The organism is Pseudomonas sp. NDM, assembly GCF_003105095.1.
Taxonomy (GTDB): domain Bacteria; phylum Pseudomonadota; class Gammaproteobacteria; order Pseudomonadales; family Pseudomonadaceae; genus Aquipseudomonas; species Aquipseudomonas moraviensis_A.
The window spans coordinates 1-18,358 of record NZ_QETJ01000096.1; the positions used below are offsets into that span (position 1 = coordinate 1).

The following is an 18,358-nucleotide window of genomic DNA, read 5'->3' on the forward strand; positions in this document are numbered from 1 at the left end:
TTGACCTTAAACGCTCTCTCCGTTTGAGGAATTTGCCTTCAAAGGAGTGAGCAATGACGTCATGTCAGTCGAAAATGCGTCGGCTGACCCACCGCTATCGCGAGCAGGCTCACTCCTACAGTGGTCTTGAGTAGCACCGATCCAGTGTGGGAGCGAGCCTGCTCGCGAAAGCGGCAGATCAGGCAGCAAAAAAACGGCACCTTCCGGTGCCGTTCGCCTTTCACACTTCCACTATCACTTACGCGCATCCGCCCACGATTTCAGCAGTTCGCTATAGCTCACGGTTTCGCCCTTCGGCTTCTCGTTGGCCAGTTTCGGCTTCGGTGCGCCCGGTTGATCGAACCAGTATTGCGCGTCGCGCTCCGGGTTCATCTTCGGCGCGCAAGTGGCCTGGGCCTTGGAGCGTTCGAGGCGCGTCATGATCGCGTCCTGATCCTTGGCCAAACCATCAAGCGCCTGTTGCGGGGTCTTCTCGCCGCTGGCGGCTTCGGCGATGTGGCTCCACCACAGTTGCGCCAGACGCGGATAGTCCGGCACGTTGGTCCCGGTCGGGGTCCATTGCACGCGGGCCGGGCTGCGGTAGAACTCGACCAGACCACCGAGTTTCGGTGCCAGATCGGTCATCGCTTGCGAATTGATGTCCGACTCGCGAATCGGCGTCAGGCCGACGATGGTTTTCTTCAGCGACACGGTTTTCGAGGTGACGAACTGCGCGTACAGCCAGGCCGCCAGTTTCTGTTTCTCAGGCGTGGACTTCATGAATGTCCACGAGCCCACGTCCTGATAGCCGAGCTTCATGCCCTCTTCCCAATACGGCCCGCGCGGCGATGGTGCCATGCGCCATTTCGGCGTGCCGTCGGCGTTGACCACCGGCAGGCCCGGTTTGGTCATGTCGGCGGTGAACGCGGTGTACCAGAAAATCTGCTGGGCGATGTTGCCCTGCGACGGCACCGGACCGGACTCGGAGAAAGTCATGCCGGCCGCTTCCGGTGGCGCGTACTTCTTCAGCCAGTCGACGTATTTGGTGGTGGCGAACACCGCCGCCGGGCCGTTGGTGTCGCCGCCACGGGTCACGCTGGAGCCGACCGGGTGGCAGTCTTCGACGCGGATGCCCCACTCGTCCACCGGCAAGCCGTTGGGGATGCCCTTGTCGCCGCCACCGGCCATGGAGAACCAGGCATCGGTGAAGCGCCAGCCCAGCGACGGATCTTTCTTGCCGTAATCCATGTGGCCGTAGACGCGTTTGCCGTCGATTTCCTTGACGTCTTCGCTGAAGAATTTGGCGATGTCTTCATAGGCCGACCAGTTCACCGGCACACCCAATTCGTAGCCGTACTTTTCCTTGAACTTGGCTTTCAGGTCGGCGCGCTCGAACCAGTCGGCACGGAACCAGTACAGGTTGGCGAATTGCTGGTCGGGCAATTGATAGATCTTGCCGTCCGGCGCGGTGGTGAACGAGATGCCGATGAAGTCCTTGATATCGAGGGTCGGCGAAGTGAAGTTCTTGCCCTCGTTGGCCATCAGGTCGGTGATCGATTCGGTCTTGCCGTAGCGAAAGTGCGTACCGATCAGGTCGGAGTCGTTGACCCAGCCGTCATAGATATTCTTGTCCGACTGCATCACCGTCTGCATTTTCTCGACCACGTCGCCTTCCTGCAGCAGGTCGTGGGTGAGCTTGATCCCGGTGATTTCGCTGAAGGCCTTGGCCAGTACCTTGGACTCGTATTCGTGGGTGGTCAGGGTCTCGGAAACGACCTTGATGTCCATGCCGCGAAACGGCTCGGCCGCCTTGATGAACCACTTCAATTCTTCAAGCTGCTGTTCGGCCGTCAGGGTCGAGGGCTTGAACTCGCTGCCGATCCATTTTTTCGCCGCATCTTCATAGGCGTCGGCCCAGGCAGATGCGCTCAAACCGCTGAGTGCCAGCATGGCTGCCAATGAAATGCTATGTCGCAGCTTATTGTTTTTATCGAACATAGAGACCTCCTGTTTAAGTTGTGGAGCCGCGTTGCCGAACGATTCGACTAGCCCCAACGCATCACAGCCAACAGCCACACCAGGGACAACGCGGACGCCACCCAGATGCTCCAGTCGGTGACGCCGATTACCAGCAAGTGCAGGTAGGCGCTGCCGAGAAGACCGATAAACAAGCGATCGCCACGGGTGGTGGCAATCGGCAGAAACCCCCGCCGCAGAATGCTCGGCGAGCGCAATTCCCAGGTGGTCATGCCCACCAGAATCAGACCGATGCCGATGAAGAACGCGGCGGTCGGTGTCGTCCAGCTCATCCATTCCATCATCTGCTCCTCAGACTCGGCCGAGGGCAAAGCCCTTGGCCACGTGGTTGCGCACAAACCAGATCACCAGCATGCCCGGGAGGATGGTCAACACCCCCGCCGCTGCCAGCACGCCCCAATCGATCCCCGACGCCGACACCGTGCGCGTCATCACCGCGGCAATCGGCTTGGCGTTGACCGAGGTCAGCGTGCGCGCCAGCAGCAGCTCGACCCAGGAAAACATGAAGCAGAAAAACGCCGTGACACCGATGCCGGAACCGATCAACGGGATGAAAATCTTCACGAAGAACTTGGGGAAACTGTAGCCATCGATGTAGGCCGTTTCGTCGATCTCCTTGGGCACCCCGGACATGAAGCCTTCAAGAATCCACACCGCCAGCGGCACGTTGAACAAGCAATGCGCCAAGGCCACGGCGATGTGCGTGTCGAACAGGCCGATCGACGAATACAACTGGAAAAACGGCAGCAAGAACACCGCCGGCGGCGCCATGCGATTGGTCAGCAGCCAGAAGAACAGATGCTTGTCGCCGAGGAAACGATAGCGTGAAAACGCGTAAGCCGCCGGTAGCGCCACACTCAGCGAAATTACGGTGTTGAGGCTGACGTAATACAGCGAGTTCAAATAGCCGGTGTACCAGCTCGGATCGGTGAAGATCACCTTGTAGTTCGCTAGCGTGAAATCCTGTGGGAAAAGCGTCAGGCCGCCGAGGATTTCGGTGTTGCTCTTGAACGACATGTTCAGCAACCAGTAGATCGGCACCAGCAGGAACAGGATGTACACCAGCAACGGAATAAGCTTTTTCTTGCTCATGGCCGGGCCTCAGCGGTTGGCGTCGGAGTGCGTCATGGCGGTATAGAACAGCCACGACACCAACAGGATGATCAGGAAGTACACCAGCGAAAACGCCGCTGCCGGACCGAGGTCGAATTGCCCTACGGCCATCTGCGTCAAGGTCTGACTCAAGAAAGTCGTGGCATTACCCGGCCCGCCGCCGGTGAGCACGAACGGCTCGGTGTAGATCATGAAACTGTCCATGAAGCGCAGCATCACCGCGATCAGCAGCACGCTTTTCAGCTTGGGCAACTGAATATGGCGGAACACCGCCCAGGCCGAGGCGCGATCAATGCGCGCGGCCTGGTAATACACGTCGGGAATCGCCCGCAACCCGGAGAAACACAGCAGCGCGACCAGCGAAGTCCAGTGCCAGACGTCCATCACCAGCACGGTCACCCAGGCGTCCATGGTGTTGGCCGCGTAGTTGTAGCTGATGCCCAGCGCATTGAGGCTGGAACCGAGCAGGCCAATGTCGGCGCGGCCGAAGATCTGCCAGATGGTGCCGACCACGTTCCACGGAATCAGTAGCGGAATCGCCAGAATGATCAGCACCACCGAGGACCAGCGGCCCTTGGTCGGCATGGTCAGGGCGACGGCGATGCCCAGCGGGATCTCGATCAACAATACGCAGGCCGAATAGATGAACTGGCGCAGCAGCGAATCATGCAGACGCGGGTCGAGCAGCACTTGCTTGTACCAGTCGGCGCCGACGAAGTAGCGGCTGGACTGGTCGAAGATGTCCTGCACGGAGTAGTTGACCACGGTCATCATCGGGATCACCGCACTGAACGCCACCAGCAGGAACACCGGCAGCACCAGCCACCAGGCTTTATTGTTCTGCACCTTGTTCATGGCTGCGCCTCCTCGTCACTGACTTCCAGGAGAAATTCATCGGCATAGACCATCAGCCACTGCGCCGGGAAACTGATGTACGCCGTACCCTGCGGCACCGGTTTGTCTTCGGCCAGACGTACCTTCAACGGTGCGCCGTCGAGGTTGAGGGTCATGATCTTGTAGGTGCCGAGGTCTTCGACGTGTACGACTTTTGCCTGCATTGCGTCGTCAAACGGCTCATCCCACACATGAATGAACTCGGGACGGATGCCGACCTTGAGATTTTTCCACTGGCCGTGCTCGATATGGCGCTGCAAAGCGTCGGACAACGGCAGGTGCGTCGAGGCGAAACCGACGCCACCGGGCTGCGGCTGCACCTCGATCAGATTCATCCCCGGGCTGCCGATGAAATAGCCGACAAAGGTGTGGCTCGGCCGCTCGAACAATTCCCGTGGCGTACCGAACTGGACGATCTGGCCGCCGTACATCACCGCGATCTTGTCGGCGAACGTCGAGGCTTCCAGTTGATCGTGGGTGACGTAGACCATGGTGATGTTGAACTGCTCGTGGATCTGCTTGAGCTTGCGCCGCAGTTTCCACTTCAGGTGCGGGTCGATCACCGTCAGCGGCTCGTCGAAGAGGATTGCCGAAACGTCGTCGCGCACCAGCCCACGGCCCATGGAGACTTTCTGCTTTTCGTCGGCGGTGAGGTTGCGCGCTTTCTTGCTCAGCAGATTCTGCAGGTCGAGCACCTCGGCAATTTCCTGCACCTTGCTGTGCACTTTCGCCTCGGCCATGCCCTGATTTCGCAGGGGGAAAGCAAGGTTATCGAACACGGTCATGGTGTCGTAGACCACCGGAAACTGGAAAACCTGGGCGATGTTGCGCTTCTCCGGGGTCAGGTCGTTGACCGCTTTGCCGTCAAACAACACATGGCCCTGGGAGGGGCTGAGAAGGCCGGAAATGATGTTGAGCAAGGTCGACTTGCCGCAACCGGACGGGCCGAGCAAAGCATAAGCGCCGCCCTGCTCCCAGACGTGATCCATCTCGCGGATCGCATAATCCTCAGCGCCGCTGGGGGTTTTGCTGTAGCTGTGAGCGAGGTGCTGCAAACGGATTTCGGCCATCAGGCAACCCTCGCGACACGCCGGCCCGGTGCCTGCACCAGACGGCCCTGCGCATCGAAAACGAACAGTTTGTGGGTCGGGATATAGATGCGGATCGGCGCATCGACGTCGTATTCATGAACGCCCGGCAAGTGCAGCACCAGCAGGAAATGCTCGTTGCGCACGTGCAGGAAGGTTTCCGAACCGCTGATCTCGGCGACCTCGACGGTCACCGCCAGTTCGAGATCGTCATCGTTGCTCGGCACCAGCGAGATATGGCTGGGGCGCACGCCAAAACGGAATTCGCCCTCGCCCACCGGCCGCAGATCGACGTTCAACGGGAAATGGACGAAGTTGGCAAAACTGACTTCGTTGCCGGCAATGCGCCCCGGCATCAGGTTGATCGGCGGCTCGGAGAACAATTCAGCGGCGAGTACCGATTGCGGCTGGTGATAGACCTCGGTCGACGGCCCGCTCTGGATCACCCGGCCTTCGTGCAGGATGGTGGTGGTGCCGCCGAGGGCCAGTGCTTCGTTGGGCTCAGTAGTGGCGTAGATGGCGATGGTGTGGCGGGCCTTGAACAGCTCGCGCATTTCCTGACGCAGCTCTTCGCGCAGCTTGTAGTCGAGGTTGACCAGCGGCTCGTCGAAGAGGATCAGTTCGGCATCCTTGACCAGTGCGCGGGCCATGGCCGTGCGCTGTTGCTGTCCGCCGGAGAGTTCCAGCGGGTAGCGCTGCAGGAACTTCTCGATGCGCAGCATGCGTGCGGTTTCCTGCACCTTGCTGTGGATGATTTCTTTGGAAATGCCGGCCTGACGCAGTGGCGAGGCGATGTTCTCGAACACCGTCATGGTCGGGTAATTGATGAACTGCTGATAGACCATCGACACGTTGCGCAAACGCACCGGACGCTGGGTGACGTCGACGCCGTTCATCAACACGCGGCCGCTGTCGGGCTTGTCGAGGCCGGCCATCAGGCGCATGAGACTGGTCTTGCCGGACAGGGTGCGCCCGAGCAGAACGTTGAAGGATCCGGGTTCGAATTTCAGGCACGCATCGTCGATCCAGATCTGGCCCTCGACGGTGCGGCTGACGTGCTCCAGGGTGAGTGACATGGCTCGGCCTTTGTTATTTTTGGAGTCAAGCGACCGGAGCACCAGAGCGACATTCGTGCCAGAAATGGCAAGTGTCTGATTTGCCGTGAAAATCGCTGATTACCCGAGGAAATGGCGTTCACAGCTGAACACTTTTGAACAGTCGGGGTGATTGACAATGAACAATAGTGAACAACACTCTATGCACCCGCATTCGATGATCGCTGCCGGTCAATTGTAGGAGCGAGCCTGCTCGCGAAGGGGCCAGTCAAATCAACACAAAATCCAAGCGATAAAAAAGGGCCGCGATCCCATCAGATCGCGGCCCTTTTTATTGCCTTCAGCTAAAGCCGATCAAACCGCATCCAGCTCCGGCTCATCCGCTTGCACATTCAGCGTGGCTTTCACCACATCATGGCGGCGGATGTACTTCCAGTCCGCTTCATCAATGTAGATCCCCGCCGGACCGCTGCCGCCTTCCAGGTCGATCGCGACACTGGCGCAGACCTGCGGCTTCACGCTCGCGAGGATCGGCACGAAGCCCAGTTGCAGGCTGGTTTCCAGCAACGCTGCCTGGTTCTTCTCGTCGATGTCCGCCGCCTCGTCGAGGTAGTACGGCAGACGCACGCGGCCGGCCAGATCGCGATCCATCAAGTGCAGCAACAGATACATGTTGGTCAGCGCCTTGATGGTCATGGTCGTGCCGTTGGAGGCGGCGCCGTCGATGTCGGTGTGGATGACCGGTTGGCCATTGACCTTGGTGATCTCGAAGGCCAGTTCGAACAGGTCCTTGAGACCGAGCTGGTTGTGGTTCGCCGCCACCAGCCGCGCCAGGTATTCCTTGGCCTCTTCGTTCTTGTTGTCCTGTTCGGCACTCTGGCTCAGGTCGAACACCGACAGGGTTTCGCCTTCCTCGTATTGGCCTGCGCTGTGGATGATCTGGTCGATGTGCTTGAGCGCTTCCTTGTTCGGCGCGAGGACAATACGGAAGCTTTGCAGGTTGGAGACCTGACGCTTGTTGATCTCGCGGTTGAACAGCGCCAGTTGGTGCTCGAGGCTGTCGTAGTCGCTGCGGATGTTGCGCAGGGTGCGGGCGATGTCGGTGACCGCTGCGCGGCGCGCCTTGCCCAAGGTCAGGGCTTCATCGGTGCGGTGCGCGTATGCGTTGATCAGCAGTGACAGACGGCGCTCCATGTCGTCTTCGCTGTCGAACTTGGCCACACCTTTGAGGCGCACCTGCGCGTACAGCGCTTCGATCTGGCCATCGGCACGCAGCAGGCCCTGCCAGCTGTCCTGATAGTCGTTGAGCAGTGGCAGCAGGTTGTCCATCGAGTCATCGACCGGATCCATGAACGGTGTACCGAATGGCAGATCCGCTGGCAGCAACTGACGACGGCGCAAGGCATCGTCGAGGGTGCGTTGCTTGGCTTCCATATCGGCGATCTGCCGGCCGACCAATTGCAGCTTGGCCGACAGTTGCTGGACGCGCTCGGTGAAGGCATCGCTGGAGCGCTTGAGTTCGTCCTGCGCGGCTTCCATCTGCGCCAGTTGCTCGAGCTTGTCGCCTTCTTCGGCGCTCAGCGTCTGGGTGCGACGGAAATCTTCCAGCGCCTTCTGTGCGTCCAGTACTTGCTGGTACAGCGCTTCGGTCTGGGTCTTGCTGGCGGCGCGGTCGGCGGCCACGGCTTGCTGGGTTTTCAGTTGCTTGAGCTCTTTTTCCAGACGCTCTTTCTGATCGCGCAACGCGGCGCGGTCGGCCAAAGCCTGCAAGGCCGGCGGCTCGATGTGCGAGATGTCGATGGAGAGGCCCGGCACTTCGAAGCGCTCGCCTTTGAAGCCATCGAGAATCAGCTCGACCGATTTGACCCACTCGCCGTTCTCGTCGAGGGTGATGCCGTGTTCGCCCAGCGGCAGGCTGAACAGCGCGCTGTTGAACAGACGCATCAGGCGCTCGACGTCCTGTTGCGAGAACTCCTCGCGCAGGCGGGCGTAGCTGTTGTTGTCGGCGTGATCGAGTTGCTGCTTCACCGACTTCAGGCGTTTTTCCAGATCGCGCAAACGCTCTTCCAGATCTTCGGCACTGAACTGACGCGACTGTGCCAAGGCCCCCGCCAATTCGTCGTGGGCATCCTTGGCGGCGAGCAATTGTTGCTCAAGCACCTTGACGTCATCGACGAGGGCGAAGCGGTTCTTAAGCACCGACAACTCGCCGAGCCAGCGCTGGATCCCGGAAATTTCCCGTTCCAGACGCATCAGTTCTTGGGTGCCGCCGCGCTGATCGTTTTGCAGATCGTCCTGTTCGCGACGGTAGTGCTCGGCCTGAATCGTCAGCTCTTCCTTGCGCGCAGTGGCGTAGTCCGACCAGGTGCCGAGCAAGGAATCGAGCAGCGGCGACAGGCGATGCAGTTTGCCGCGCAGCACGTCACGCTGTTTCACGCCGTTGGCCAAGGCTTCGACCAATGGGCCGGCAGCCACCAGCGAGTTGTAATCCTGCTCCATGCGCCGCACGTCGCGGAAGGCTTCTTCGCACGCGGCGATGTAGTCGACGCTGCCCGAACGCAGGCTGTGCTCGAAGGCATCGAGGAACAGTTGCTTGAGCTTGGCCGCGGTGATTTCGCGCATGTGCAGCAGGTTGATGAACAACGCGCGGAAGGTCTTAAGGCTCTGCTCGCTGGTGGAGCGCAGCGGGATCAGCGTCAGGTCGAGCGGGATCGATGTGTGACCGCCCACCAGCAAGCGACGCAACTCGTCGGGCTTGAGTTCGTAAGCTTTCAGGCCTTCTTTTTCGAGATTGCTGAACAGTTCTTTCTGGCGCAGACAGGTGTCGTTTTTCTGGTAGTGGGCCAGGTCGAGCTTGCCGGCGTAGGCGAAGAACTGGTGACCGAAACCACCGCCAGGGCCGCGACCGACCACACCGATCACGTGCGGGCCGTGGGGCAGGTTGACTTCGACGAGGATGTAACTGGTATCGGAAGCGAAGTAGAAGCGCCGCGATTGTTCCAGGCTGTACTTGCCGAAACTCATGTCCGACATACGCGCCAGAATCGGGAACTGCAAAGCGTTGATCGACGCCGACTTACCGAGGTTGTTCGCGCCGTAGACCGACAGCGGTTCTTCCAGCGGGAACAGGCCGAGGCTGTAACCGGCGGTGTTCAAAAGGGCAAAGCGGCGGATGCCGTAGCGTTCCTGGCTCATGCGTCGGACTCCTGTTCTTCGGCAATGGCGCGGGCCAGTGCATCTTCTTCGCTTTCTTCTTCAAACTCTGAAAGATCGAGTGGATCGTCGGTTTCGAGGAATTTGGCTTCGGCTTCTTCGTCGATCAGCACCGGCGCCGGCAGCGGCAGAACGCTGTGCACGCTGGCCGCCAAGTCGCGGTCCTGCTGCACCGACAGGCACACGTCGAGGAAGCGGTGCATCGGCGGCAGGAAGCGGTAGACACCGTTTTCTTCGCCGGCGAAACCGAGCTGGGTCATGCGGCGCATGATTTTTTCTTCGAGTTCTTCGACGGTCTGCACTTCGGCCTGAATGAACAGGTCGCGGTATTTATCCAGCAACGACGGCAACTCTTCGCGGCCGAGGCTGCCGCCATCGAGCACGGCGATCGGGTCGCGGCCCTGATCGGCCAGGTGCTCGACGAGGATGAAGGTGAACAGCGCCAGACGCTGGGCGGTCTTGTTCACTGCCGCGGCGGCCATGTCCGGCACGAAGTAGTAGAAACCACGGGTGTCGCAGACCAGTTCAAAGCCCAGCGCCTTGAACAGCGTGCGGTACTGGTCCTGGAAATTCGACAGCTGTGCGTACAGCTCGGGATCGCGGCGGCTGACGTGGTAACCCTTGAACAACTCGCGGAAGATCGGCGCCAGTTGCGACAGTTCGGATAGATCAAGATGCATGGGGGATGCTCCCAGAATCCTCGGCGGCGGTATCGCTGGCCGAGAGCAGGGCGAAGGAGCGCAGGCTGACCTGGTGCTCGTGAGTGTGGTATTCGCGACGTTCCAGACGCTCGCGCTTGAAGCGTTTTTCCCGCGACAGGCGCGAGAACCAGTAAAGCAATTCGTCGGTGGCGCCGTCCGGTTCCTGCTCCAGCAGCCAGGTCATCAGGTCCGGCATCGGCAAGGACTCTTCGCAACGATCGACCATCTCGCGCACGGTGCGTGGTGCACGTGGAGCGTCGCCAGCCTTCTGGGTTTTGTGCGCCTTGGGGAAGCGCGCCGGTTTCGGCTCGAAGCGCGCCAGGGCGTAAACATAGGCTTCGACCTGACTGGCGCTGCCAAGGAAGGTGCTTTGCGGCCGGGTGAACAGTGGCATCGCCGCTTGCGGCACGGCGTCGATGCCTTTACGCCGAATTGCCGCCAGCGCCAGTGCAGCGCCGCGGGTCACGGCGTTATGCCGACGCGCTTCTTCACGCAACGGCAGCAGCAGTTCGCGGGCATGACGCAGGGTCAATTGCGCGCTGGTCTGCATTTCGAGGATGCGTGCGTGGGTGCGCAGGAGCATGTCGTCATCGACCAGATGGCCGAGGCGCTGCTGTTCGCTGAGCATCTTCAGCAGCACGGTTTCGACCTTGCGCACGCCTTGTTCGAAGGCGCCGTCGGCGTTGACCAGATCGATCATCGGCTCGACGTATTCGTCCCACGTCGCCAGTACTTCGGCGTAACGCTGGCGCAGCGGAATCTGCCGGTCGCTGGTCTTCGCGCGTTCGGCCACGGCCACCAGCGCCTGCTCGTCGTTGTCGAGTTTCTTCAGTACGTCGCGCACGCGCATGTCGAGCAAGCGCAACTGGCGGGCCAGGTCGTTGCCGTCACGAACGTCGAACGCATCCTGGATGTAACCGGCCAGGCGCTCGAGATGCCGCAGGTAGGCTTCGATTTCCAGGCACAGGCCGAGGCGGTGTTCCCGGCGGAGGTAGGCGAGGAAGTCGTGGATCTGCGCGTTGAGCTCGAAACGGTTCGGGCTTTTCGCCACCGGAACGAGAATATCGAGGCGAATCCACACGTCGAGCAGGCTGGTGATGTCCTGCGGCGTGCTGTCGAGTTGTTGGGCGGCCAGTTGCGTGCGCAGTTCGTTGAGGCTCAGGGTGCCTTGGTCGAAGTGCTCGCACAGTGGCTCCAGAAGTGCCCAGTGTTCAGCGAGGGCGCGCAAGACGCGCTTGGGTTCGATCATCGGAATGGCCGGCTGGTTGGCGATTAAAAGCGGCGATTGTACTGCATCGCAGGCGTGGCGATTCACTCTCGGGACGGGCTGTCGCATTCTTTGGCCAACACGTAGCGGCCCAGCGCATCGCAGGCCGTCGATCAACAGCAAGCGATCTTGTGCGAAGGGCGGTAGAATCAGCGCACTTTTCGTTATCCACAAGTGGCCGACCTTTGCTTATCGAGTCCCGCCGCCGCGCCTATCTGAACGCCATGCAGGTGGTCAACTGGTTGCCGCGCACCGAACTGCCTTTCGCCGCACCGTCGCGGCCCGAGCTGCTGGAGATGCCCGAGCCTGAGGTCGAGGTGCCGGTTGCGCCGGTGCCTCAGGCCGAAGCACCGGCGCAGCCTGCCGCGCGCCCGGCCGAGCGGCCGAAAATCGAAGTGCCGCGTCCGTCGCTGGCGAGCACCCGCAACGGCGCCAAACCGGTGGAAGAAGTCGACGAGACGCCGGTGGTGGTCAAGCCTGCGCCCGTGCCTCCGCCGCGTTTCGCCCTGCAACTGCTGCGTGCCGGACGGTGCCTGCTGCTGGTCGAGTTACCCACAGGCGAAGCGTTTCAAAGTCGCGATCCAGCCTACCTGCTGCTCAAGGACATGCTGCGCGCCGCCGGTCTGCCGGATGCGCCGCAGATCGTCGGCGAGCCGGTGCGCTGGCCGTGGCTCAATCGCGGCACGCTGGATCAGGGCCCGGAAGCGGCGCGCGACTTCGTGCAGGGTTTCCTCTCGGTACAGATGGAAGCAGCACCCTGCGCCTGTTTATGGCTGATCGGTTTGCCGGCGGTGAAGTTTGCCGGGGAGGCGGACGCCGAAGCGTTCAATAGTGAGCTGCAGATCGAAGGCCTGGGCCTGGCCTGGGCAATTCCCGGTCTGGAACTGTTAATGGAAGAGCCACAGCGCAAGGCTGCTGTGTGGCAAGCCATGCGTCGGCTGATGGCGCGCTGGAAACAATCCGATGAGTGAGGCTGTAACCTTTCGCCCGATGACCGAGGCGGACCTGGACGCTGTGCTGAAGATCGAATACGCCGCGTACAGCCATCCGTGGACCCGGGGGATCTTTCTCGATGGCCTGGGCAAATACCAGATCTGGCTGATGTTCGAAGGTCAGCAGCAAGTCGGCCATGGCGTGGTGCAGATCATTCTTGATGAGGCGCATCTGCTCAATATCACGGTCAAACCGGAAAATCAGGGGCGTGGGTTGGGGTTGACGCTGCTTGAGCACCTGATGTCGATTGCCTACAAGGCTCACGCTCGGGAATGTTTTCTGGAAGTGCGCGACAGTAATACGGCCGCTTTCAAATTGTACGAGCGTTATGGGTTCAACGAGATTGGCCGGCGTCGCGATTATTATCCGGCGGTGGGTGGGCGTGAGGATGCGGTGGTAATGGCCTGCACCCTGGTTGACTGAGGCTTAAAGGCATCGCGAGCAGGCTCACTCCTACAGGTGAGCGCGTTCCAATTGTAGGAGTGAGCCTGCTCGCGATAGCAATCCATCAGGCAACAACGATCACCGCTTGCCATCCAGCGGGTCCAGATCCGCCAGTTCCGCCTCATCAAGCCCGTCACCGCCGCCGATGTCGTTTTCACCGACTTCGCTCAAATCCCAATCCGCTGGATTGCCCTCGCCGAGTTCATCGGCGTCACGCGCACCATCCTCGCGAATCAGCGTTTCCGGGCTCAGGTCATCGTCAGTCGGTTGGTGATCATCCACCGAAGCTCCAGTCATGCCCGCCTCGCGCACCCGCTCAGCCGGCATCAGCTGTTCACGTTCACGCTCCGGCAGCTCATCACCGATCTTCGCGCTGGGCTCTTCATCGTCGAAATCCAGCTCGTGCACCGAACCCATGCGGTCTTCGTTATCATCGATGGGTTCCGGTTGCACCGCATCATAAGGGCGTCGTGAATCAGTCATGGCAATTCCTCATACTGTGGGCCTTACTGAGTGGACTCACCGGGCGCGCGAGAATTCCAACGGAAACACTTTGCGCTGGCGGCGTGACTTCGACGGGTGGTCGTCTATCAAACCTGCGCATCTTTCTTGAGGCCTTATCCATGCACGATCTACAAGACCTGATTGATAACAACGAGCGTTGGGCTGACGCGATCACCAAGGAAGACCCGGATTTCTTCGCCAAACTGGCGCGTCAGCAGACTCCTGAATATCTATGGATCGGCTGTTCCGACGCACGGGTACCGGCCAACGAAATCGTCGGCATGCTCCCGGGTGATCTGTTCGTGCACCGCAACGTCGCCAACGTTGTCCTTCACACTGACCTCAACTGCCTGTCGGTGATCCAGTACGCCGTCGACGTGCTCAAGGTCAAACACATCCTCGTCACCGGCCACTATGGCTGCGGCGGCGTGCGCGCATCGATGCAGGACCGCCAGTTCGGCCTGATCGACGGCTGGCTGCGTTCGATCCGCGATCTGTACTACGAGAAACGTGAGGAACTGGCCAAACTGGCGACCGAAGAAGAGCAGGTTGACCGGATGTGCGAACTCAACGTGATCCAGCAAGTGGCCAATGTCGCGCACACCAGCATCATCCAGAACGCCTGGCACCGCGGGCAGCCGCTGTCGATCCACGGCTGCATCTACGGCATCAAGGACGGCCGCTGGAAAAGTCTGAACACCACCATCAGTGGTTTCGAGCAACTGCCGCCGCAATACCGCTTGCGTCCGGTCGGCGCGCCGTAACCGCGGCGTTCAGCCCCGGCCTGCATGACGCCAGCGCTGTAAAAAGCGCTGGCCTTCAGGCGTGGGTGGTTCATCGTAACCGGTGATCCAGCCACGGCAGCGCGGCGAGCCGCAATCGCAGGCGAACTGGCGCAGCAGTTTGTCTTCGGTCGATGCGTAATCAATGCTCAGGCGCTCGCCGCTGTGGATATCTTTCAAGGCCCACAGCCACAACTCACTCATGTCGAGAAATACATTCGGGTCGCAGGCGTGTTCCAGCACTCCGCAGAACCGTGGGTCGTAAACGTGGATGCCGGATTGCAGCTGACGGGTCTGTCGACTGCGGTAGGGCAGTAACTGCCCGGAAACCCGGCACATTCGGCTGATGCGCAGAAACTCGCGGCGCGCGACCACCGCCGTGGCCATGCCCTGTTCGTCGCGGATGATCTGAAAGTCGTCGCAGGATGGAAAGCCCAGCCGCACGGGAAGTCCGGCGAAGGGATAGATGCCTTCGGTATCGCGGGGCGGGTGCCGGCCCATGGCTTGATTGTTCATAACGATCCTTGTTGGTGGGGAGTGCCTCCGGGTTGTGCCCATGCCTCGCCTGGCGATGCATGATTGGATCCAAGCTTCGCGCAATTGCCACATCCGGTCTACTGTCAAACCTGACAGGCGTGATCGACGTTATCCCGCGTCAGCATTGACTGACGCGGGGTCGCTCCAGCCAGGATTACAGAGCCGGTGCGGGCACAGCGGCCGCGGGCAGGGGCGCTTTCAACTGCTGCAGTTGTGTCTTGACCGGTGGCGTGGCGCACTTGGCAGCCGCTTCTTCGGCGTTGAGATCGCGGATCGAGGTATAGAACAACTCGCAGGTTTTGACCTTCTGCGTCACCTGCCACGTTTGCGTGCAACTGCTCAGCGTGGCCTGCGCATCGCTGCCCGGTTTGCTGCCCATGCCGGCCTGCCAGCAGGCGGCGCTCAAATCCTGGCCCATGACTTTCAGGCCTGCCGCGTCAGCCTTGGCCTGGGCATCGTCGCCGGTATAGCTCTTCGAATCGGCGGCGTACCAGATGTAGCTCGGATGGTTGGAACCGAGCACCGGCACTTTCACCCCTTCGCTCGGACTGATGGTCGCCAGCCCGAGCACGCCCACCGTCGGGCCGTATTGCTCCTTGATCCAGTTACGCACCGGCGCACCAAACGCAACCATTGGCAGCGTCGTGCCGCTGGCGGTCTGGCTGAACTGCTTGACCAATGTGGTCTGGTAATCCTTGAAGTAGTCGTAGACGTCCTCCAGATCACCGCCGGCATTGGACGGCGCGGCGATCGGGGCGATGTCGATGATGGTCTGGTAAGCCGGCGTCTGCTCGGCGGGGATGCCGTTATCGGTCAGCAAGGTTGCCCAGCGATCGGTGGTATTGGAGCGCAGGTAATCCTGCGCCTGCGTCAGCGAGTAATCCGGCGGGAAGTGCAGCAGCTCGACGCTTTTACGATTTTCCAGGGCCATGCCCAGCGGCAGGAACAGATACCAGCTATAGGCCCATTTGCCATCGGCATTCAGCTTGCTGGCGCCGGTAAAGGCCAGATCCCCGGCGTCGAGCAACGCTGACAGTGGCTTGTCGTAGCCATCGGGCACGCCGCTGATCTCGGCGTAAAGCTGATCGTTGTCGGTTTTCACCAGCACCTTGGCATCGGCGTAGCCATCGCGCTGCACGCTCTGGCTCAGGTAGTGAGCGACGGTCTGCTCCAGCGTCCAGTTACGGAAGCAGATCACGCTGCAATTGTTGGGGTAGGCGAAGAGCCGCGTGACGCGTTCGGTGCTGCCCAGTTTCACATCGACATCGGCGTGGGCGGCGGCGCTTAGCGCGAGCGCGGTGAGGGTAAGTCCTGCTAGTTTGAGCATGCTCAGATCCTTTTCAGCGTGGGTTCCCCGCGATTTGGGGGCGCTTCATAGTGGATCAGTGGTGTTTGACAGAAAAGCGGTTGAGTGTGGATCCTTGCCTGAATGCGGTATTACCGGGCAGCGCACATATTGTTACGGCTGTGCCAACAAGCACGCTGCCTGGTGTGCGTCCGCACTGCTAGACTGCAGCGACATTGAATTTTCCAAGGGTGAGTCATGAAGCCTTCTACTGCTCTCGACATGCAAAGGTCCGCCGTCCGCGAAGTGATCGGGCGCTTTCGTGTGGCCAACCCGCGTGTATTTGGTTCAGCATTGCTGGGGACGGATCTGGACGGTAGCGATCTCGATCTGCTGGTTGACCCGCTGCCCGGCACGACGCTTTTTGATCTGGGCGGACTTCAGGTTGAGCTTGAAGACCTGCTGGGTGTTGCGGTCGAGGTGCTGACCCCCGGCGACCTGCCAGTGAAATTTCGTCAGCAGGTGCTTGATCAGGCGCGACCCGTATGAAAGAGAACCGGCGAGATGATTATCTTGAACATATTCGTCAGGCCGCGAGCGATGCGCTTATCTTCGTCGAGGGCCTGAACAAAGATGAATTCGCTGAAGATAAGAGAACGCAACAAGCGGTGATCATGAGCCTGATCATCATTGGAGAGGCAGCGACCAAGATCATGGATCGTTACCCTGAGCTCACTGTTGAAAACGCGCAGGTGCCGTGGCGCAGCATGCGTGGGATGCGTAATCGAATTGCTCACGGTTATTTCGATATCAATCTGGACGTTGTCTGGGAAACCGTTCAGGTTGCGTTGCCTGCACTGTTGAAGTCCCTTCCGACCGCTCAAGGTTGAATACGCCTGTCCGCAGACAGGCGTATTAAAGTTTACCTACGGCATCACCGGAGGCGTATACGCCAATGTCGTCCCCAGCGCCCACAGCAACAGCAGCACCAGCGGCGTGTGCACCAGCAGTTGCACGAACGAGAAGCCGATCAGGTCCCGCGCTTTCAACCCGAGCACGCCCAGCAGTGGCAGCATGTAAAACGGGTTGATCAGGTTCGGCAACGCTTCCGCCGCGTTGTAGATCTGCACCGCCCAGCCGAGGTGGTATTGCAGGTCGTTGGCGACTTGCATCACGTAGGGGGCTTCGATGATCCACTTGCCGCCGCCGGACGGGATGAAGAACCCGAGAATCGCCGAATACACCCCCATCAGCAGCGCATAGGTGTCGTGGGAGGCGATGCTGACGAAGAAGGTCGAAATGTGGTGCGCGAGGGTTTGCGCATCGGCGCCTTTGACCGTGGTCATCAGCGCGGCGATCGAGCCGTACAGCGGGAACTGGATCAACACGCCAGTGGTGGTCGGCACCGCACGGGCCACCGCATCGAGGAAGCTGCGCGGGCGCCAGTGCAACAGCGCGCCGAGCATGATGAACAGAAAGTTGTAAGTGTTCAGGCCGGAAATCGCGGTAATCGCCGGTTTGGTCGAGAACTCGTGGAACAGCCAACCCGCGGCCAGCAGCACCAGCACGATGATCAGCAACGGGCTGTGTTCCAGCCATTCGCCGGGGCGAGTGCGCGGTTGCAGCGGTGGCAGGTTGAAGGCCGGATCGATGCCACAGGCCTCGGCGTCGCGTGCCGAGTTCGGCCCGGGCGCGGTGGCGTAGGCGATGATGATCGAGATCACGATCAGCGCCAGCAGCATGACGCCGGACTGCCAGAGGAAAATGGTTTCGGTAAACGGGATCACGCCGGTGATCGACAGGATCGACGGCGGCAGGCTGCCGGGGTTGGCCTGCAACTGGGCGGCCGAGGATGACAAGCCCAGCGCCCACACTGCGCCCAGACCTAGATACGCAGCGGCACCAGCGGCGCGGTAATCCATCTTCAGATCGGTGCGACGGGCGAGGGCGCGCACCAGCAATCCGCCGAACACCAGCGACAGACCCCAGTTGAGCAAGGAGGCAACCATCGAGATCAATGCCACCCAAGCCACGGCGGAACGGCCGTTCTTCGGGATGCGGGCCAGTTTGTCGATCAGTCTGACCGCAGGGGGTGAACTGGCGACGACATAGCCGCCGATCACCACAAACGCCATCTGCATGGTGAACGGGATCAGGCTCCAGAAACCGTCACCGAAGGCCATCGCCGCAGTCGTGGGTTTGGCGCCCATGGCCAGAGTGGCCAGCGCAACGATGATGACGGCCAACGCGGCGAATACCCAGGAATCGGGAAACCAGCGTTCGGCAAAACTGGAACAGCGCAGGGCAAAGCGCGCGGAGCGGCTATCTTCGATATCAACGGCCACGGGATGTACCTCGGATTTTTATGGTTATTTTGATCTTGCGGGCGAAACACAGATCCCTGTGTAGGAGTGAGCCTGCTCGCGATAGCGTCGTCACATTCAACACATCGGGTGACTGAACCGG

18 protein-coding genes are annotated in these 18,358 nt (G+C 60.6%); 5 read left to right on the top strand and 13 right to left on the bottom strand.

The window, feature by feature from the left end:
* Positions 1 to 234 precede the first annotated feature (234 nt).
* From DCO47_RS18155 to mksB, 9 genes are all read right to left on the bottom strand, one after another.
* Entirely contained in the window at positions 235 to 1,977 is a 1,743-nt protein-coding gene (locus DCO47_RS18155; RefSeq protein ID WP_042609208.1) for an ABC transporter substrate-binding protein, read from the bottom strand.
* A gap of 47 nt (positions 1,978 to 2,024) precedes the next feature.
* Positions 2,025 to 2,297: a DUF2160 domain-containing protein gene (locus tag DCO47_RS18160; protein ID WP_038861868.1), complete on the bottom strand. Its 273-nt coding sequence runs from the start codon at positions 2,295 to 2,297 to the stop codon at positions 2,025 to 2,027.
* A gap of 10 nt (positions 2,298 to 2,307) precedes the next feature.
* Positions 2,308 to 3,108 carry a carbohydrate ABC transporter permease gene (locus DCO47_RS18165; protein WP_024013421.1) on the bottom strand — a complete coding sequence of 267 codons (801 nt, stop codon included), beginning with the start codon at positions 3,106 to 3,108 and terminating at the stop codon, positions 2,308 to 2,310.
* 9 nt (positions 3,109 to 3,117) lie between these two features.
* Complete coding sequence (locus tag DCO47_RS18170; protein ID WP_007961995.1) at positions 3,118 to 3,984, bottom strand: carbohydrate ABC transporter permease; 867 nt, start codon at positions 3,982 to 3,984, stop codon at positions 3,118 to 3,120.
* Positions 3,981 to 5,093: an ABC transporter ATP-binding protein gene (locus DCO47_RS18175; protein ID WP_016775290.1), complete on the bottom strand. Its 1,113-nt coding sequence runs from the start codon at positions 5,091 to 5,093 to the stop codon at positions 3,981 to 3,983. Before DCO47_RS18175 ends, DCO47_RS18170 begins: the two co-directional genes overlap by 4 nt.
* Positions 5,093 to 6,187 (bottom strand): ABC transporter ATP-binding protein, encoded by a 1,095-nt coding sequence (locus DCO47_RS18180; protein ID WP_016775291.1) that lies wholly within the window; start codon positions 6,185 to 6,187, stop codon positions 5,093 to 5,095. The genes DCO47_RS18175 and DCO47_RS18180 overlap by 1 nt, the downstream gene beginning before the upstream one ends.
* Positions 6,188 to 6,520: 333 nt before the next feature.
* Positions 6,521 to 9,361: an Mks condensin complex protein MksF gene (mksF, locus tag DCO47_RS18185; protein WP_039761238.1), complete on the bottom strand. Its 2,841-nt coding sequence runs from the start codon at positions 9,359 to 9,361 to the stop codon at positions 6,521 to 6,523.
* Positions 9,358 to 10,059, bottom strand: a complete 702-nt coding sequence (gene mksE, locus DCO47_RS18190) for an Mks condensin complex protein MksE (protein WP_016773189.1) — start codon at positions 10,057 to 10,059, stop codon at positions 9,358 to 9,360. Before mksE ends, mksF begins: the two co-directional genes overlap by 4 nt.
* Positions 10,049 to 11,329 (bottom strand): Mks condensin complex protein MksB, encoded by a 1,281-nt coding sequence (gene mksB / locus DCO47_RS18195; RefSeq protein ID WP_165839213.1) that lies wholly within the window; start codon positions 11,327 to 11,329, stop codon positions 10,049 to 10,051. The genes mksE and mksB overlap by 11 nt, the downstream gene beginning before the upstream one ends.
* Positions 11,330 to 11,571: 242 nt before the next feature.
* On the opposite strand from mksB, the gene DCO47_RS18200 reads away from it, so the two are divergent.
* Positions 11,572 to 12,318: an energy transducer TonB gene (locus tag DCO47_RS18200; RefSeq protein ID WP_116658624.1), complete on the top strand. Its 747-nt coding sequence runs from the start codon at positions 11,572 to 11,574 to the stop codon at positions 12,316 to 12,318.
* A complete protein-coding gene (rimI, locus tag DCO47_RS18205; RefSeq protein ID WP_116658620.1) occupies positions 12,311 to 12,763 on the top strand; it encodes a ribosomal protein S18-alanine N-acetyltransferase in 453 nt (150 codons plus the stop codon). Before DCO47_RS18200 ends, rimI begins: the two co-directional genes overlap by 8 nt.
* A gap of 99 nt (positions 12,764 to 12,862) precedes the next feature.
* On the opposite strand, the gene DCO47_RS18210 is transcribed toward rimI, so the two are convergent.
* A complete protein-coding gene (locus DCO47_RS18210; protein WP_116658621.1) occupies positions 12,863 to 13,267 on the bottom strand; it encodes a serine kinase/phosphatase in 405 nt (134 codons plus the stop codon).
* Between the two features lie 140 nt (positions 13,268 to 13,407).
* Between DCO47_RS18210 and can the strand changes: the two genes are divergently transcribed.
* Positions 13,408 to 14,052: a carbonate dehydratase gene (gene can / locus DCO47_RS18215; protein WP_039761245.1), complete on the top strand. Its 645-nt coding sequence runs from the start codon at positions 13,408 to 13,410 to the stop codon at positions 14,050 to 14,052.
* A 9-nt stretch (positions 14,053 to 14,061) separates the two neighbouring features.
* Here can and DCO47_RS18220 read toward each other — a convergent pair whose 3' ends face one another.
* Positions 14,062 to 14,586, bottom strand: a complete 525-nt coding sequence (locus DCO47_RS18220; protein ID WP_064362106.1) for a lysine methyltransferase — start codon at positions 14,584 to 14,586, stop codon at positions 14,062 to 14,064.
* A gap of 175 nt (positions 14,587 to 14,761) precedes the next feature.
* The gene (locus tag DCO47_RS18225) at positions 14,762 to 15,934 is read right to left on the bottom strand and encodes a hypothetical protein (protein ID WP_116658622.1); all 1,173 of its coding nucleotides are present in this window, start codon (positions 15,932 to 15,934) and stop codon (positions 14,762 to 14,764) included.
* Between the two features lie 216 nt (positions 15,935 to 16,150).
* On the opposite strand from DCO47_RS18225, the gene DCO47_RS18230 reads away from it, so the two are divergent.
* Both DCO47_RS18230 and DCO47_RS18235 read left to right on the top strand, forming a co-directional pair.
* A complete protein-coding gene (locus DCO47_RS18230) occupies positions 16,151 to 16,441 on the top strand; it encodes a nucleotidyltransferase family protein (RefSeq protein ID WP_042609686.1) in 291 nt (96 codons plus the stop codon).
* A complete protein-coding gene (locus DCO47_RS18235) occupies positions 16,438 to 16,782 on the top strand; it encodes a DUF86 domain-containing protein (protein WP_042609687.1) in 345 nt (114 codons plus the stop codon). The genes DCO47_RS18230 and DCO47_RS18235 overlap by 4 nt, the downstream gene beginning before the upstream one ends.
* A 36-nt stretch (positions 16,783 to 16,818) precedes the next feature.
* On the opposite strand, the gene DCO47_RS18240 is transcribed toward DCO47_RS18235, so the two are convergent.
* Positions 16,819 to 18,237, bottom strand: coding sequence for a short-chain fatty acid transporter (locus DCO47_RS18240; protein ID WP_116658623.1), 1,419 nt, complete (start codon positions 18,235 to 18,237; stop codon positions 16,819 to 16,821).
* Between the last annotated feature and the right edge of the window lie 121 nt (positions 18,238 to 18,358).

Coding starts and splice junctions, on each gene's coding strand:
- DCO47_RS18200 (WP_116658624.1), top strand. CDS start 11,572: ATGCAGGTGGTCAACTGGTTGCCGCGCACCGAACTGCCTTTCGCCGCA.
- DCO47_RS18220 (WP_064362106.1), bottom strand. CDS start 14,586: ATGAACAATCAAGCCATGGGCCGGCACCCGCCCCGCGATACCGAAGGC.
- rimI (WP_116658620.1), top strand. CDS start 12,311: ATGAGTGAGGCTGTAACCTTTCGCCCGATGACCGAGGCGGACCTGGAC.
- DCO47_RS18175 (WP_016775290.1), bottom strand. CDS start 5,093: ATGGCCGAAATCCGTTTGCAGCACCTCGCTCACAGCTACAGCAAAACC.
- DCO47_RS18230 (WP_042609686.1), top strand. CDS start 16,151: ATGAAGCCTTCTACTGCTCTCGACATGCAAAGGTCCGCCGTCCGCGAA.
- DCO47_RS18235 (WP_042609687.1), top strand. CDS start 16,438: ATGAAAGAGAACCGGCGAGATGATTATCTTGAACATATTCGTCAGGCC.
- mksB (WP_165839213.1), bottom strand. CDS start 11,329: ATGATCGAACCCAAGCGCGTCTTGCGCGCCCTCGCTGAACACTGGGCA.
- DCO47_RS18165 (WP_024013421.1), bottom strand. CDS start 3,108: ATGAGCAAGAAAAAGCTTATTCCGTTGCTGGTGTACATCCTGTTCCTG.
- can (WP_039761245.1), top strand. CDS start 13,408: ATGCACGATCTACAAGACCTGATTGATAACAACGAGCGTTGGGCTGAC.
- mksE (WP_016773189.1), bottom strand. CDS start 10,059: ATGCATCTTGATCTATCCGAACTGTCGCAACTGGCGCCGATCTTCCGC.
- mksF (WP_039761238.1), bottom strand. CDS start 9,361: ATGAGCCAGGAACGCTACGGCATCCGCCGCTTTGCCCTTTTGAACACC.
- DCO47_RS18210 (WP_116658621.1), bottom strand. CDS start 13,267: ATGACTGATTCACGACGCCCTTATGATGCGGTGCAACCGGAACCCATC.
- DCO47_RS18225 (WP_116658622.1), bottom strand. CDS start 15,934: ATGCTCAAACTAGCAGGACTTACCCTCACCGCGCTCGCGCTAAGCGCC.
- DCO47_RS18160 (WP_038861868.1), bottom strand. CDS start 2,297: ATGGAATGGATGAGCTGGACGACACCGACCGCCGCGTTCTTCATCGGC.
- DCO47_RS18180 (WP_016775291.1), bottom strand. CDS start 6,187: ATGTCACTCACCCTGGAGCACGTCAGCCGCACCGTCGAGGGCCAGATC.
- DCO47_RS18170 (WP_007961995.1), bottom strand. CDS start 3,984: ATGAACAAGGTGCAGAACAATAAAGCCTGGTGGCTGGTGCTGCCGGTG.
- DCO47_RS18155 (WP_042609208.1), bottom strand. CDS start 1,977: ATGTTCGATAAAAACAATAAGCTGCGACATAGCATTTCATTGGCAGCC.